The organism is Tepidiforma sp., from assembly GCF_034433535.1.
In the GTDB taxonomy this organism is placed as follows: Bacteria; Chloroflexota; Dehalococcoidia; order Tepidiformales; family Tepidiformaceae; genus Tepidiforma.
The window spans coordinates 1-14,915 of record NZ_DAOUAO010000248.1; the positions used below are offsets into that span (position 1 = coordinate 1).

Annotated in this window: 13 protein-coding genes and 1 tRNA gene; 5 read left to right on the plus strand and 9 right to left on the minus strand. The window is 69.8% G+C overall.

Features of this window, described 5'->3' with window-relative positions; translation table 11 throughout:
• From VAE46_RS13040 to VAE46_RS13050, 3 genes are all read left to right on the plus strand, one after another.
• Positions 1–848: ABC transporter ATP-binding protein (locus VAE46_RS13040; protein WP_322797379.1), on the plus strand; the 848-nt coding region annotated here is incomplete at its 5' end.
• Between the two features lie 95 nt (positions 849–943).
• Positions 944–2,356, plus strand: coding sequence for a LamG-like jellyroll fold domain-containing protein (locus VAE46_RS13045; protein WP_322797380.1), 1,413 nt, complete (start codon positions 944–946; stop codon positions 2,354–2,356).
• A 75-nt stretch (positions 2,357–2,431) separates the two neighbouring features.
• On the plus strand, positions 2,432–5,743 hold the full coding sequence (locus VAE46_RS13050) for an error-prone DNA polymerase (protein ID WP_322797381.1): 3,312 nt from the start codon (positions 2,432–2,434) through the stop codon (positions 5,741–5,743).
• Between the two features lie 24 nt (positions 5,744–5,767).
• Here VAE46_RS13050 and VAE46_RS13055 read toward each other — a convergent pair whose 3' ends face one another.
• A complete protein-coding gene (locus tag VAE46_RS13055; protein WP_416223973.1) occupies positions 5,768–6,151 on the minus strand; it encodes a PaaI family thioesterase in 384 nt (127 codons plus the stop codon).
• 132 nt (positions 6,152–6,283) lie between these two features.
• Here VAE46_RS13055 and ribF point away from each other — a divergent pair, with 132 nt between their 5' ends.
• The gene (gene ribF / locus VAE46_RS13060) at positions 6,284–7,222 is read left to right on the plus strand and encodes a riboflavin biosynthesis protein RibF (protein ID WP_322797383.1); all 939 of its coding nucleotides are present in this window, start codon (positions 6,284–6,286) and stop codon (positions 7,220–7,222) included.
• Positions 7,223–7,259: 37 nt separating this feature from the next.
• A complete protein-coding gene (gene tyrS / locus VAE46_RS13065) occupies positions 7,260–8,456 on the plus strand; it encodes a tyrosine--tRNA ligase (RefSeq protein ID WP_322797384.1) in 1,197 nt (398 codons plus the stop codon).
• On the opposite strand, the gene VAE46_RS13070 is transcribed toward tyrS, so the two are convergent.
• From VAE46_RS13070 to VAE46_RS13105, 8 genes are all read right to left on the minus strand, one after another.
• Complete coding sequence (locus tag VAE46_RS13070) at positions 8,453–9,100, minus strand: hypothetical protein (protein WP_322797385.1); 648 nt, start codon at positions 9,098–9,100, stop codon at positions 8,453–8,455. The genes tyrS and VAE46_RS13070 overlap by 4 nt on opposite strands.
• Positions 9,101–9,163: 63 nt before the next feature.
• Positions 9,164–9,883: an enoyl-CoA hydratase-related protein gene (locus VAE46_RS13075; protein ID WP_322797386.1), complete on the minus strand. Its 720-nt coding sequence runs from the start codon at positions 9,881–9,883 to the stop codon at positions 9,164–9,166.
• 104 nt (positions 9,884–9,987) lie between these two features.
• A tRNA-Arg gene (locus VAE46_RS13080) sits at positions 9,988–10,062 on the minus strand.
• A gap of 17 nt (positions 10,063–10,079) precedes the next feature.
• Positions 10,080–10,979, minus strand: coding sequence for an ABC transporter permease (locus VAE46_RS13085; protein WP_322797387.1), 900 nt, complete (start codon positions 10,977–10,979; stop codon positions 10,080–10,082).
• Positions 10,976–11,920: an ABC transporter permease gene (locus tag VAE46_RS13090; RefSeq protein WP_322797388.1), complete on the minus strand. Its 945-nt coding sequence runs from the start codon at positions 11,918–11,920 to the stop codon at positions 10,976–10,978. The genes VAE46_RS13085 and VAE46_RS13090 overlap by 4 nt, the downstream gene beginning before the upstream one ends.
• A 5-nt stretch (positions 11,921–11,925) precedes the next feature.
• A complete protein-coding gene (locus VAE46_RS13095; protein ID WP_322797389.1) occupies positions 11,926–12,759 on the minus strand; it encodes a class I SAM-dependent methyltransferase in 834 nt (277 codons plus the stop codon).
• Positions 12,756–13,289, minus strand: a complete 534-nt coding sequence (locus tag VAE46_RS13100) for a GNAT family N-acetyltransferase (RefSeq protein ID WP_322797390.1) — start codon at positions 13,287–13,289, stop codon at positions 12,756–12,758. Before VAE46_RS13100 ends, VAE46_RS13095 begins: the two co-directional genes overlap by 4 nt.
• Before the next feature lie 3 nt (positions 13,290–13,292).
• Positions 13,293–14,897 (minus strand): ABC transporter substrate-binding protein, encoded by a 1,605-nt coding sequence (locus VAE46_RS13105; RefSeq protein ID WP_322797391.1) that lies wholly within the window; start codon positions 14,895–14,897, stop codon positions 13,293–13,295.
• Positions 14,898–14,915 lie beyond the last annotated feature (18 nt).

The following is a 14,915-nucleotide window of genomic DNA, read 5'->3' on the forward strand; positions in this document are numbered from 1 at the left end:
AGTTCGTGGCGCTGGTGGGTCGTTCGGGTTCGGGCAAGACGACGCTGCTGAACCTGATCGCGGGGCTCGACCGGCCGACCTCGGGGGAGGTGTGGGTTGACGGCAAGCGGGTCGACACGATGAAGGACCGGGAGCTGGATGCCCTGCGGCGGCACCGGCTTGGGTTCATCTTTCAGTCGTTCGGGCTGCTGCCGTTGCTTTCGGCGCGGGAGAACGTGGAGCTGCCGCTGCGGATTGCGGGAGTGGGCTACCGGGAGCGGCAGCGGCGGGTGAACGAGGCGCTGGCGTTTGTCGGGCTGGGGCGGCGGGCGGAGCATCGGCCCTATGAGCTGTCGGGCGGCGAGCAGCAGCGGGTGGCGATTGCTCGGGCGCTGGCTGGCCGGCCGAAGCTGATCCTCGCGGATGAACCGACCGGCGAGCTCGATTCAGCGACGGCGACGGCGGTGTTCGGGCTCCTGCGGGACCTTGCCCGGGTGGAGGGCATTACGATCATCGCCTGCACGCACGACCGGCTGGTGATGGAGATGGCCGGGAGGGTTGAGGAGCTGGCGGACGGGAGGCTGGTGACGGAGGGGCCCCGGGAAGTGCTAGAACGGGCGAGGAGCCGCTCACGGAGCCCGTTCGCCGCCCCGGGGGGCGGAGCCGCGGCCGGGGAGGGGCTGTCATCGCTCGTGGGCGCCGACCTTTCGCAGTTCCGGCCCGCGCCGGAACGGCTGCGGGCGGGGCGCGGGGCTGGTCCCGATGCAAGGAGCGAGGGCGAGCGTGCGACCGGCGAGGATGAGGAGGACCTGAGCCGCTGGGCGCCGACGCGGCCGCGGGACGGCAGCGGCGAGGCCCCGAACAGGTAGCGCGAATAGCGCGGACACTGTAAGAAATCGAGCGCTGAGCTGTCTGGCTGGCAGGCGGAGGAGCGACTCCTCGCCAACGGACAGGAGGGCAGACGATGCGACGCTCGATACTGCTGCGGGGGCTGGCACTGGCGGGGCTGGCCGCGGGGATGCTGGCCGCTCTGGGGTGCTGGGGCGGGGGCAACCCGCCGCCGGCGTGCCTGCCGCCGCCGCCAGACCTTGTTGCGTGGTGGCCGTTCGATGAGACCTCGGGGAACGTGGCGCACGACATCGCCGGGTTCCCGAACGACCTGACGTTCACCGGGTCGGTGACGCCCGTCGCGGGCAAGGTTGCCGGGGGATGGCGGCTGGAACCGCCAGTATCCTCGGGGCAAACTCCTTCGCAGGCCGACCTGCAGGTGGGAACCGGGAATTTCACCATCGAAACGTGGATCTACCGGTGGAGTTCGGTTTCCAACTACTCGAATATCCTGACGAAGCGTGACGGCAGCGGGGTCGGCTATTCGCTGACGACTGCTAACGGATATGCCAGCCTCTGGAAGAGCGGCGCGAACCAGCTGCCGCCGCCGAACAGCGCCTCGTTGTGGGCCGGCCCGGGTGTTTGGCGGCACCTGGCGGTGACCGTCGACCGCTCAGCCAACGTGGTGCGCTGGTACATGGACGGGCAGCAGACGAGCTCGGGACCGGCGACGACGTGGTTCACGGGGAACTTGGACACGGCAGCTGCAGCAATCGTGGCGACCCAGAGCGCGGAGCTCGAAATCGACGAGCTGTCGCTCTATAAGCGGGCGCTGAGCGCGAATGAGGTCCAGGCGGTCTACCAGGCGGGGCCGAACGGCAAGTGCAAGCCGGCCCCGCCGACGCCGACCGCGGTGCCGAGCCTGCCGACACTCTCGGTGGGCGGGACCGTGGTGATTCCGCCGAAGGGCACGCCAACGCCCACCCCCACGCTGTCGGCGATTGGAACGGTGCCGATCACCGTAGTGCCGCCGAAAGGCACAGCCACTCCCACGCCGCCGAAGCCCACGCCGAGCCCGCCGCACTCGGTGGTACCAGCCACGCCGACGCCGACCAAGACGCCGACACCGACGGCGACGCCGACCAAGACGCCGACGCCCACGGCGACGCCGACCAAGACACCGACGCCGACCCCAACCTGGACGCCAACCCCGTTCCCGACACCCACGCCAACGCCGACACCGACGCCCATCGATGGGACGCTCTGCATCCAGAAGTTCTATGACGTCAACCAGAACGGGGTGCAGAACACCAATGAGCCGCTGCTGCAGGGCTGGACATTCACGATCAGCCAGGGGAGCACGGTGCTGGGCCAGGTGACCACCGGCGCGAACGGCCTGCCGGGGGTGTGCATCAACCTGGCGCCTGGCACCTACACGATTACCGAGGTGCTGCAGCCGGGCTGGTTCCCGACGACGCCGAACCCGCTGACGGTGACGATCGGCAGCGGGCAGACGGTGACGGTGCTGTTCGGGAACGGGCGCAACTAGGCGGCCAGGAGAGCGACCGCGCAACGTTCGGCGGGGGTTCGGACCCCGTCGAACGTTTGTTCTATACTGGAGCGCATGGACGGCTATGCGGAGCTCCACGCGCATTCGTGTTGGTCGCTGCGGGAGGGTGCGAGCACCACAGATGAGCTGATCGACCGGGCCCTGGCGCTCGGCTACCGGGCGCTGGCGCTGACCGACCACGACAACCTCTATGGGGCGATGGAGTTCGCGAAGGCGGCGAAGGCGCGGGGGCTGCGGGCGATCACCGGGGCGGAGCTCACCATGGCGCCGGCCGCGGGCGATGAGCGGCCGCACCACCTGACGGTGCTTGCGGCGGAGGCGGAGGGGTATCGCAATCTTTGCCGGCTGTTGAGCCGGGCCTACCGCGTGCACGGCAAGGATACGCCGATGGTGGAGGAGGAGTGGCTGTTTGGGCACAGCGCGGGGCTGGTGGTGCTCTCGGGCTGCCGCGAATCGGCGCTGGGCCGGCTGGCGGCGGAGGATGCCCGGCAGGCGCTGGCGCTGGTGAGTCGCTACCGCGACGTCTTCGGCGAGCGCTATGTTGTGGAGCTGCAGGACCACGAGGTGTACGGTGACCGCCGACGGAATCGGCTGCTGGCGGAGCTTGCCGACCGGGCCGGGGTCCGCGTGGCGGCGACGAACAACCCGCACTACCACGTGCGGACGCGGCACCGCCTGAACGATGTGCTGGTGGCCATCCGGCACCGGCTGACGCTCGACAGTTCGCACACGGTGCGGCGGCCGAATTCGGAGTTTTTTCTGAAGTCGCCGGCCGAGATGGCGCGGCGGTTCGCCTGGCGGCCGGATGCGGTGGCGAACACGCTGGCGATCGCCGAGCAGTGTACTTTCGACCTGACCGAGGACCTGCCCTACCGGCTGCCGGATTACCCGGTGCCCGAGGGCGCGACGCTCGACAGCTTCCTCCGCGGGGTGTGTGAGCGGGCATTTCGGCGGAAGTACCCGCCTTCGGACCCGTATGCGGCCGAAGCCCGGGAGCGGCTGGAGCGGGAGCTGGCGCTGATCGCGCAGCACGGGCTGGCCGGGTTCTTCCTGGTGTACTGGGACATCCTGCAGCTGGTGAACGAGGTGGCGGTGGAGCTGCACGGGCGCGACCCGCGCCTGGCGCCGGATGAGCGGCCGGTGGGGCGCGGGCGGGGGTCTTCGGTGAGCTCGATCGTGTGCTACCTCATCGGGCTGTCGCACATCGACCCGGTGCGTAACAACCTGTACCTGGAGCGGTTCCTCAACGAGGAGCTGCATTCGCTGCCGGATATCGACCTGGATTTTCCGCGGGACATCCGCGATGCGCTGCTGGAGCGCATCTACGACCGGTATGGGCCGGAGCACGCGGCGCTGGTGGCGGCCTTCCCGACGTACCGCTTCCGGAGCGCGGTGCTGGATGTGGGCAAGGCACTGGGGCTGCCGCTGCCGGTGCTGGCGAAGCTGAACCGGCTCGGCGGGCCGTTCGCGGATGCGCGTTCGCTGGCGGAGGAGATGCGGAAGGTCCCGGAGCTGCGGGACCTGCCGGAGGCGCCGATCTGGCGCGACCTGGTGGAGCTGGCGGGGCAGGTTTCGGGGTTCCCGCGGCACATCGGGCAGCACGTCGGCGGGGTGGTGGTCTCGGCGGAGCCGATTTCCTCGGTGGTGCCGGTCGAGCCGGCACGGATGGCGGGGCGGTTCGTCTGCCAGTGGGACAAGGATTCGGTCGACGACGCGCGCTTCGTGAAGATCGATTTCCTCGCGCTGGGGATGCTCTCGGCGGTCGGGGAGTGCCTGGACACCATCGAGGAGGAGCGGGGCGTGCGGGTGGACCTGGGGCGGATCCCGCACGATGCGCCGGAGGTGTACGCGGCGATCCGGGAAGGGGACACGATGGGGGTGTTCCAGATCGAGAGCCGGGCGCAGGTGCAGACGCTGCCCCGGACGCAGCCGCGGAACCTGGATGACCTGGCGGTGCAGGTGGCGATCATCCGGCCGGGGCCGATCATGGCCGGGGCATTTCGGCCGTACATGGAGTACCGGGAGCGGCTGGCGCGGGGCGAGGCGATCGAGGTGGATTACGGCCACCCGGAGCTGAAGCCGCTGCTGGAGCCGTACCTCGGGGAGACGCTGGGGCATGTGCTCTACCAGGACCAGGTGCTGCAGATCGCCTGCGCGGTGGCCGGCTTCACGCCGGGCCAGGCGGACCGGCTGCGCCGCGCGATGAGCCGCAAGCGTTCGAGCGCGGCGATGCAGGCGCTGGCTGAGGAGTTTTTCGCGGGGGCGGCGCGGCAGGGGGTGAGCCGGGAGGCGGCGGAGGTGGCGTTCGCGAAGATGGTAGCGTTCGCGGCGTTCGGGTTCCCGAAGAGCCACGCGGTGGCGTTTGCGCTGCTCGCCTACGAGTCCACCTGGCTGCGGCTGCACTACCCGGCGGAGTATTTCTGCGCCCTGTTCAACGCGCAGCCGATGGGCTTTTACCCGGTCGAGGTGCTCGCGCAGGACGCTGAACGCCACGGTATCGCCGTGCTGGGGCCATGCGTGAACTGCTCGCGGGCGGGCGCCTGGCCGGAGCGGGGGAACATCCGGCTCGGCCTTCAGCAGGTGAAGGGGCTCGGCGGGGGCTGGATGGACGCGCGGGCGCACCGGAGCACGCCAGGCTACCGTTCGGTGCCGGAACGGATTGCGGGGGAGCGGGCAGCGAACGGGCCGTACCGCTCGCTGCGGGACCTGCTGGTGCGCACGGGGATCACGCGGGAGCAGGCGGAGATGCTGATCCGCGCGGGGGCGCTCGATGGCTTCGGGCTGGCGCGGCGGGAACTGCTCTGGCAGCTGGGGCTGCTGACGGAAGCGCGGATGCCGCAGCCCCCGGCCCACCCGGCGCGGCCGGCGGCCCGGCAGCTGGCGCTCGCGCTGCCGGTGGAGCAGGACATGGCCAGCCTCCCTGTGCTCTCAGCGTGGGAGGAGGTGGCGTGGGACTACGACCGGCTCGGCCTGAGCCCGGGACGCCACCCGATGGCGCTGGTGCGGCCGCTGCTGCACGAGGGGCTGATCACCAGCCGCCACCTGGGCGGGGTGCGTAACCCGAATCGGCTGCCGCAGGGGATGGTGGTGGAGATGGCCGGGATGGTGGTGACCCGGCAGCGCCCGGTGACGGCCAGCGGGGTGATGTTCATGCTGCTCGAAGATGAGTTCGGCCTGGCGAACGTGGTGGTGCACGTGGGGCTGCAGGAGCGGCAGCGCGAGCTGGTCCGCATGGAGCCGTTCGTGATCGTGCGCGGGCGGGTGGACAACGAGCAGAGCGGGTTCCCGAACATCGTGGCGGAGTCGTTCCGGCGCTGCCCGCTGCCGGGGTGGATTGAGCGGCCCGAGTCGCACGACTTCGGCTGAGCGGGCGTCAGCGGGTGGGGCGCGTCAGGTGAGCACCATCTGGGTCTGGGTGACCTGGGCGAGCAGGCGACCTTCGGGCCCGCGGATGGAGGTTTGCCAGGTCTGGGTGCGGCGGCCGCGGTGGAGGGGCAGGCATTCGGCGACAATCGTGGTGCCGGCCTGCGCGGGCGCGAAGAAGTTGGACTTGGATTCAAGCGTGGTGGTGCCAGAGCCCTCCGGGATGTTGAGGACGGTGGCGACGGCGCCGAGGGTGTCGGCGAAGGCCATGAGCACGCCACCGTGGCAGATGCCCGGGACGGTGCAGAGCTCATCGCGGACCGTGAGCTCGGCAGTCACGCGGTCGGGCGTGGCCTCGAGCAGGCGGATGCCGAGGAGTCCGGGGAAGAAGGGCTGGATGCGGGCCTGCATCGCCGGGGCGGCGTTTTCGGACACGGGAACCTCCGGGGGTGAGCTGGAAGGAGGATGCGCGCCCGGCGGGGGTTCGTCGAGGGCCACCTCGCGGCATAGGCAGAGACCAGCCCGGTTGCTAGGCTTGTGGCGGTGAGTATTCCGAGCTTTACGCGGGCGCAGCTGGCGGCCGGGGCACCCGGGCCGGAGACGGCGGTCACCATCGGCGTGCTCGATGGCGTGCACCGGGGCCACCAGTGGCTGCTGGGGCGCCTGCGCGAGGAGGCGCGAAAGCGGGCGCTTTCGCCGGGGGTGGTAACGCTGCACCCGCACCCGGTGACCGTGCTGCGCCCGGAGGTCCCGCCGAGCTACCTGACGTCGCTCGAAGACCGGATGGAGCTGATCCGGGCGGCCGGGGCCGACTGGGTCATCCCGCTGACCTTCACCGGCGAGGTCTCGGAGGTGACGGCCGAGGAGCTGGCGACGGCGTTCCGCGAGCTGCTGCGCATGCGGCTGCTGGTGCTGGGCCCGGATGCTGCCTTCGGGCGCGGGGCGCCGAAGGACACGGTCGAGCGGATGCGTCGGCTGGGCGCGGAGGTCGGCTTCGAGGTTGTGCAGGTGGAGCCGCTGATGCACGACCACGAGCGGTTCAGCTCGACGGCGGTGCGGGCGGCGCTGGCCGCCGGCGATATGGAGCGGGTGACGGCGCTGCTGGGCCGGCCGTACCGGCTCTCCGGGCCGGTGGTGCGCGGCTTCGAACGGGGCCGGACGATCGGCTTCCCGACGGCGAACATCTCCGTCGCAGCCGACCGGGCGCTGCCCGCGCTGGGCGTGTACGCGACCCGGGCGACGGTGGCCGGCAGGCAGCTGACCGGCGCGACGAACATCGGGCGGCGGCCGACCTTCGATATGGGGCACGTTTCGATCGAGACCTACCTGCTGGATTTCGAGGGCGATATCTACGGCGAGCGGATGGACCTCGAGGTGGTGGCCCGCATCCGGGGTGAGGTGAGGTTCGAGAGCGTCGATGCTCTCAAACGGCAGATCGCGGAAGATGTGGAGCAGGTCCGCCGGCTGCTCGGCGGGCGGTAAGCGACGACGGGAACCCGGAGCCGGTATGACGAGGACGATGGCGCCAGTCGACGAGCAGATGACCGTGCTGATGAGCGGCGTCGACTACGGCGATGCGCTGCTGAAGCAGCAGATGGAGCGAGAGCTGCGCGAGCGTCTGGAGGAGGACCGCCCGCTGCGGGTGTACCTGGGGATCGATCCGACGGCGAGTTCGCTGACGCTGGGGCACTGCGTGCCGCTGCGCAAGCTGCGCCAGTTCCAGCAGTTCGGGCACCACTGCATCTTTCTCATCGGCGATTACACGGCGCTGATCGGCGACCCCTCGGACAAGAACAAGCTGCGGCCGATGCTGACGCCGGAGGAGATCAAGCGGAACGAAGCGACCTATTTCGAGCAGGCCGCACGCATCCTCGACCCGGCGAAGACGGAGGTTCGGCACAACTCGGAGTGGCTCGGGAAGCTGAGCTTCCCCGACATCATCCGGCTGATGTCGAAGTTCACGGTGGCGGAGATGCTGCGGCGCGAGAATTTCCGGCTGCGCTGGGAGGCAGGCGACGCGGTCTACCTGCACGAGTTCCTCTATGCCCTGATGCAGGGCTACGACGCCTACGCGCTGGAATGCGACGTCCAGGTGGGCGGGACGGAGCAGCTGTTCAACCTGATGGCGGGCCGGAAGATCCAGGAGGACGCCGGGCAGCGGCCCCATGTGCCGGTCACGCTGCCGATTCTCGTGGGGCTCGACGGCAAGGAGCGGATGTCGAAGTCGAAGGGGAACCACATTGGCGTGGATGACCCGCCCGAGGTGCAGTTCGGCAAGGTGATGTCGATCCCGGATGACGTCATCGGCCAGTACTTCACACTGGGCACGAACCTTCACCCGGGCGAGGTGGCGACGATTATGCGGGCGATGCGCGACGGCGAACGGAGCCCGATGGAAACGAAAAAGCTGCTCGCCCGGACCATCGTGGCGGAGTTCTGGGGCGAGGAGGCGGCGCTGCGGGCGCAGGAGCATTTCGAGCGAACGGTGCAGCGTAAGGAGGTACCCGAGGATGCGCCCGAGTACCGGGTCTCCGATGGTGAGCTGCTGATGGATGTGGTGCTGGCGGCAGGCGCGGCGCCTTCGAAGCGGGAAGCGCGGAGGTTGTTCGACCAGGGTGCGGTCACGCTCGACGGGGTGGTTGCCGCGGCGACCACGCCCGCCCGCCGCGGGGCGGTGGTGCAGGTGGGCAAGCGGCGCTGGATTCGGCTGGTTTAGCCGGGGGATGGGCTTCGCCGTTGGCGGAGTCCGCTGACGAGGAAAGCGAGTCCGCCGAGGAGGAGCACCGTCCCGAGGACGATGCCGGCGATGGCGGAGAAGCGGAGGTAGCGGAACTTCGTCCCGAATTCGAGGGTGGCGGTGAGGCCGGGGGAGGCATCGCGGTGGAGGATGGCGAGGGTGTGCTCGCCCGGGAGGGCCTGCCAGGTGAGCTCGAGGGGAGCATCTCCCTCGACCGCGGCAGTCCAGGTCAGCGCTGAGGCGGGAGGGGGCAGCGAACGCTCGGTGCCGACGGCGGTCCGGCGGAAGTCGAGGGGGTCGTAGGTGACATCGGCCATGATTTCGCGGCTGGCAGCGCCGGCGTAGGCGTCGACCTGCTCGCGCGGGGCGATGCCGACGAAGAGGTTCTCGCCCGAGGTAACCCTGACGCGGATGGTGACGGTGCCGCGGCGGACGGCGCCCGGGTCGCCGGTGAGTTCCCCCGTCGAGCTGAAGAAGCCGACGGTCGAGGTGGTGAACGTGGCGGGCCCGCTCAGGAGGTAGTCGCCTTCATCGAGCGCGCGGTAGGAGGCGATGCCGCTGGCTCCGCAGGCAGCACCGGCGACCATCATGACGAGGCCGAGGACGATGAAGGCGATGCGCACGGGTTTGCGCTCATGCTACCGGCCCGGGTAGCCCCGGGCGAGGACCTGGGCAGCCGGGCGCCGCTAGCGGTTGGACCAGCGGGGCGGGCGCTTTTCCAGGAACGAGCGCATCCCCTCCTGGGCGTCCTCGGACTGGGAGGCCGCGGCCATCAGTTCGACGGCGTAGGCGTAGGCTTTTGGCTGGTCGAGGTCGACCTGAGCGTAGAAACCCTGCTTGCCGACGCCCTTGGAGAAGGCGGAGCCACGGGTGGCGCGCTGGAGGAGGTCGAGGGTGGCGGAGTCGAGCAGTTCGGCCGGGACGACGCGGTTGACGAGGCCCCACTGGAGGGCGGTCTGGGCATCGATTGGGTCCCCGGTGAGCGCCATTTCGAGGGCGTGCTTGCGGGAGATGGCACGGCTGAGGGCGACGATGGGGGTGTGGCAGAACCAGCCGCCTTTGCCGCCGGGGGTGGCGAAGGAGGCTTCCTCGGAGGCGACGGCGAGATCGCAGGTGGCGACCAGCTGGCAGCCGGCGGCGGTAGCGAGGCCGTGGACGCGGGCGATGACGACCTGAGGGATGCGCTGGATGGTTTCCATGAGGTCGGTGCAGGTCCAGAGGAGCTCACGCATCTCCCTGAGGCCGGCTCCGGCCATTTCGGAGAAATCGTGGCCGGCGGAGAAGACAGGGCCGTTGCCGGCGAGGATGACACCGAGGGCATCGGACTCGCCCGCGCGTTCGAAGGCGTCGCGAAGCTCGCGCAGGTGCCCGAGGGAGAGGGCGTTCCGGCGCTCGGGCCGGTTCATGGTGATGGTGATGTAGGGGCCGTCGGGTCGACGAGGATGTACTGGTAGGACATGGCGCACCTCCGGCGGGGGTATGGTAGCGGCCGGAGGGGAGGGGGAGGGAGTGGTACCCCCGGCAGGAATCGAACCTGCGCACATGGTTTAGGAAACCACTGCTCTATCCGCTGAGCTACGGGGGCACGCGTGCTCGCAGTGCCTAGTTTGGCAAATTTGCGGCGTTGGCGCTGCCCCGGGAGCGGCGGGCACGGAGGGGGTCGGTGGCATCGCGGAGGGCATCGCCGAAGAGGTTGACGGCCACGACGGTGATGGTGATGGCGAGCCCCGGCGCGATGATGATCCACGGGTGGGACTGAAAGTGCTGGCGTCCGTCGCTGACCATCAGCCCCCACTCAGGGGTGGGCGGGGCGACTCCGAGCCCGAGGAAGGAGAAGGCGGCCAGGCCCAGGATTGCGTTGCCGAGTTCGGTGGTGGCGACGACGAGCCCGGGCCCGAAGACGTTGCGGCCGATGTGGCAGATGGCGATGCGGAGCGGCCCGGCTCCGAGAGCCCGCGCGGCGGCGACGTACCCGCGCTCCCGTTCGGTGATGACGAGCGAACGGTAGACCCGCGCGAACCACGGCCAGCCGGTCGCCACGAGGGCGATCACGAGCGAGCGCCATCCCGGTCCCAGGGCGCCGACCACGCCCAGCGCAAGGATGAGCGAGGGGAGTGCGAGCATTCCATCGACCAGGCGCGCAATTGCCTGGTCGATGCGTCCCCCGACGACTGCGGAACTCACACCAACAACCGCGCCGATCGAGACCGTGCAGACAAGCACGAGGCCTGCGGTGAGCAGGGAGTTGCGCCCCCCGTGGAGGATCCTGGCGAGGAGATCGCGGCCAAAGGAGTCCGTCCCCAGCGGGTGCTGCAGCGAAGGGCCGGCAAAGCGGTTGAGGAGGTCGGTTTCGGTTGGACTTGCGCGCCAAACGGCCGGCCCGGCGAGGCAGGCGAGGACGATGGCCGCGAGCAGGGGGCCCCAGGCGGCGGCCGCGTGCAGTCGGGGCAGCGCTCGCCTGCCGGCGGCCGGCGGGGGCCCAGGCTCGAAGGCAGGGTTCATGCAACCCGGCTCCCCGGCTGCCGGATGGTCGGGTCGAGGAAGCCGGCGAGGATATCGACGAGGGCGTTGACGATGATGACGGCCGTGCAGGCGACGAGGACGAAACCCAGCACCACCGGGGCATCTCCCGCGAGGGCGGCCTGGACCGCAAGGCGCCCGACGCCGGGGTAGGTGAAGACGGTCTCCACGACGGCAGCCCCGGCCACCAGCGCTGCGAAATCCAGCCCGAGGACGGTCACGATGGGCACGAGGGCGTTGCGCAGCCCATGGCGAATTACGACGGCGGACTCGCTGAGGCCGCGCCCCCGGGCGACCGGGATGTGGGGCATTGCCAGCGCGTCCGCCACCGTGGCCCGGGTGAGGCGGGCCACGAGCGCCAGGGAACGGAGGGAGAGCACAGCCGCCGGGAGGACGATCCCCCGTGGACTGAAGTCGGCAAGGGCGGGAAACCAGCGCAGTTCTGTCGAAAACAGCCAGATGGCGACCAGTGAGAGCCAGAAGCTGGGCGCCGAGGCGAACACCAGGGTGCCGGCCCGGACGACTGTATCGAGCAGGCCGCGACGAACGGCCGCCAGGGTACCCAGCGGGATAGCGATGGCTGCGCTCACCAGGGCGGTTACGGCGGCGAGGGTGACCGAGGCGGGGAGCCGCTCAGCGAGAAGGCTGCTGACCGGCTCCCGGCTGACGTACGAGGTGCCGAGATCGAAGCGGGCGGCGTCGCCGAGCCAGCGAAGGTAGCGCTCCCAGGCCGGCCGGTCGAGGCCCAGGCGTGCGCGGAGGGCTTCGACCTCCCGTTGATCGGGTTGTTCGACACCCTGCGAGGTCAGCACGCGAAGGGCAGGGTCGCCGGGGGCGAGCTCGAGGAGCACGAAGACGGCAACGCTCAGGAGCAGCAGGACCGGGATGGCCTGCAGCAGACGGACCACGGCGAAGCGCGCCACGGCCGCTACCGAACTGCGGCGAGGATGCGATTATCGTAGAACTGCCAGATCTGGTGGACCTCGGAGAAGCCGGCGTCGAGGAGCGCCGCGTGGTGGATGGGGTAGGTCGAGGACACCAGCTGCCTCGGGTTGGCATCGTCCCGGGTGGAGCCGATGGCGCGCTCCCGTTCGATGTTGCGCCAGCGGAAGCGGCGATCGCGTTCTTCAAAGAGCGGGCCAATCGGTTCGAGCTTGCGGAGCTCGGCCCACCAGTGCTCCCAGGTTTCGCCGCCCGCCTGCTGGCTCGCCTGCTCGTGGCGGGAGCGCATCGCTTCGGTGAGGCCGCGGAGGACCTGGTCGCGGGCGGGGAAGCGCATTTGATCGCCGTTCATGAAGACGCCGCCGGGCCGGATGTGGACGGCGAGGGCGCGATAGAGCTCGACGATGTCGCCGGCTTCGAGCCAGTGGATGGCGGTCGTGGACAGGACGGCATCGAACTGGACGGGCGGGAGCACCCGCACCCAGTCGGGATCTTTTACGTTGGCCTCGAGCCAGGTGAGCCGGCCGCCTGCGTCGCCGTGCGCGGCTTTACCGATAGCCATGAGCACCGGATCGAGGTCGAGCGCGTAGACGCGGGCCCGCGGGAAGCGCTTGAGTACGCGCGCGGAAATGGCGCCCGGGCCGGAGAGGAGGTCGAGTACCACCGGCGCATCACCGGCGATGTGCTCGACGGTATCGAGCATTACGGTGAAGCGCTCTTCTCGCAGGGGGATGTAGGTTGCTTGCTGGCGCTCCCAGCGCTCGTACCAGGGCACGAGGTCAACTAGGGGCTCGCCAGGAACGGGGGTCGCGCTGTTCATGGGTTTGTGCTCCTGGGATGGCCGGCCGGTCCAGCCGGGCCGACGGGTTGGTCGAGGGGGAGTTCGAAGTAGACGGTGCCTTCGTGGGTGAGGACCTCGCGGCAGAGCCGGCGCCAGAGACCGAGTGCCTCGACGTTGTCGTGGTCGGTGTGGAGCGTGACGACGCGGTAGCGGCCGCTGGCCCAGAGGCGGGCGAGTTCGACCAGCTGGAGCGCGATGCCGCGCCGGCGATAGGCAGGTTCGACGGTGACGCGGCCCAGTTCGCAGGTCGCGGCAGGGTCGTACACGCCGGCGAGGGGGCCGGACGACGGGCACCGATGCCGGACGGCGGCGAACCCGATGACGCGGCCGTCTTCGACGGCGACGAAAGCAGCCTGCCGGGGATTGGCGAGGTACTGCTCCTCCAGGGCGCGGATATCGGCGTGCCAGCGTGCAACGACTTCGGGGCCGAAACGTTCGGTGTAGACCCGGGTCACGAGGTCCCGCGCGTGGGCAGCGTCGGCTTCGGTGAGCTGGCGGTAGAACGGCATGGGTCAGCCCCCGAGGCGGATGTCGGGGTGAAGCCGATAGGCGTCGTTGGGGTGCGGGCTGAAGTTCTGCACGTTCCGGGAGGTGGCCACGACCTGCTTGGGGTTGAAGAGGTACACGACGGGGACATCGTTGCCGAGCTGTTGCTGGATGGACTCCAGGAGCACATGGCGCCGGGCCTCGTCGGAGGTTTCGAGATACTCCGCGTATGCCTGGTTGACGGCAGGATTGCTGTAGCGGTCTTTGTTGCGGCTCGACGGGACGTACAGGAGCCCGAGGATGCGGCTGAGATCGCCGAAGCCGGCCGACCCGATCGAGTAGGTGGCGGCCTGGAAGCTGTTCTCGCTCATGGTCTTTTCGATGTCGGGGACCTTTTCGATGGAAGCTTCCATGCCGACGGCCTTGAGCATGTCGACGGCGACGACGGCGGCCTGTTCGAGCTCGGCGCGGCCGGCGTAGGTGGCGATTTTGAAGGAGAGCTTTTTGCCATCCTTTTGACGGATGCCATCGGCCCCGGGAAGCCAGCCTGCGGCATCGAGGACACGCCGGGCCTCGGCGGCATCGAACTTCTGGATGGCCAGGATGCCCTTGTGCCCGACGGAGTCGGGCGCGAAGCCGTAGGCTGGCGTCGCGGCGCCGTCCATGATGCCCTTGGCCATGGCCTCCCGGTCGAGGGCGAGGGAGAACGCCTTGCGGACGGCGAGGTCATTGAAGGGCGGCGCAGCGACATTGAGCACGATCATGTGCTGGCGCGCCCAGGGCGAGACGTAGACGGTGAGCCCAGCTGCCTTGAGGCGTTCTACGTCGGCGGGGAGGAGGGCCTGGGCGATGTCGACGTCGCCGGCCTGGACCGCGAGGGAGCGGGTGTTGGTATCGGCGACCTGCCGCGCCTGGATGGTGCGAATCCACGGCGGTCCACCGCGGTAGTTGTCATAGGCTTCGAGCGTGGCGGACTCCCGCGCCGTGAAGGCGGTCACCCGCCACGGGCCGGTGTACAGCAACTGGTTGCCGGGGAGGACCTTCTTGATGGCGAAGGAGGCGTCGGCGAGGTGGGTAGGAAGCAGGCCGACCGGCTTCGGCGTCTTGAGAGTAAGTTCGTATCCGCTGGCAGTGAACTCGGTTCCCGGGGGCAGGCGGTCGGCCGTACCCGGCTGCTTTTCCATCGTCCGCAGGAGCGAATCGCGGACGGCGGCAGCGTCAACCGGGGAGCCATCCCAGAACGTGACGTCGTCGCGAAGGGTGATTTTCCAGGTCAGGTCGTCGACCCGATCGAACCGCGCGGCGATCCAGGGTTCGACGGCGAGCGTGGGGGTGAAGCGAGCGAGGCACTCGGCGACGCCGATGGACTGGAGGTTGTAGGCCGCGCTGGAGCCGGCATCGGCGTCGAGGGAGGAGGCCAGGAATGGTTCGGCGAGGCGAAGCGTGCCGCTGCTGGGGCCGCGACGCGTGGCGGCCGTGGCCGATGGTGTCGCGGCGCCGGTCGGTTCGCCCTGCGCCGGCGTGGAAGGGGCCGGTTCGTCATCATCGCCGCAGGCGGCGGCAAGGCCTGGGACAGCGGCGAGCCCAACCGCTGATACGCCGCGGAGGAACGACCGTCGGGAGATAGCCATGGAGACTCCTTACTGATA

Coding starts and splice junctions, on each gene's coding strand:
- VAE46_RS13045 (WP_322797380.1), top strand. CDS start 944: ATGCGACGCTCGATACTGCTGCGGGGGCTGGCACTGGCGGGGCTGGCC.
- VAE46_RS13050 (WP_322797381.1), top strand. CDS start 2,432: ATGGACGGCTATGCGGAGCTCCACGCGCATTCGTGTTGGTCGCTGCGG.
- VAE46_RS13055 (WP_416223973.1), bottom strand. CDS start 6,151: ATGCAGGCCCGCATCCAGCCCTTCTTCCCCGGACTCCTCGGCATCCGC.
- tyrS (WP_322797384.1), top strand. CDS start 7,260: ATGGCGCCAGTCGACGAGCAGATGACCGTGCTGATGAGCGGCGTCGAC.
- VAE46_RS13075 (WP_322797386.1), bottom strand. CDS start 9,883: ATGAACCGGCCCGAGCGCCGGAACGCCCTCTCCCTCGGGCACCTGCGC.
- VAE46_RS13085 (WP_322797387.1), bottom strand. CDS start 10,979: ATGAACCCTGCCTTCGAGCCTGGGCCCCCGCCGGCCGCCGGCAGGCGA.
- VAE46_RS13095 (WP_322797389.1), bottom strand. CDS start 12,759: ATGAACAGCGCGACCCCCGTTCCTGGCGAGCCCCTAGTTGACCTCGTG.
- VAE46_RS13100 (WP_322797390.1), bottom strand. CDS start 13,289: ATGCCGTTCTACCGCCAGCTCACCGAAGCCGACGCTGCCCACGCGCGG.
- VAE46_RS13105 (WP_322797391.1), bottom strand. CDS start 14,897: ATGGCTATCTCCCGACGGTCGTTCCTCCGCGGCGTATCAGCGGTTGGG.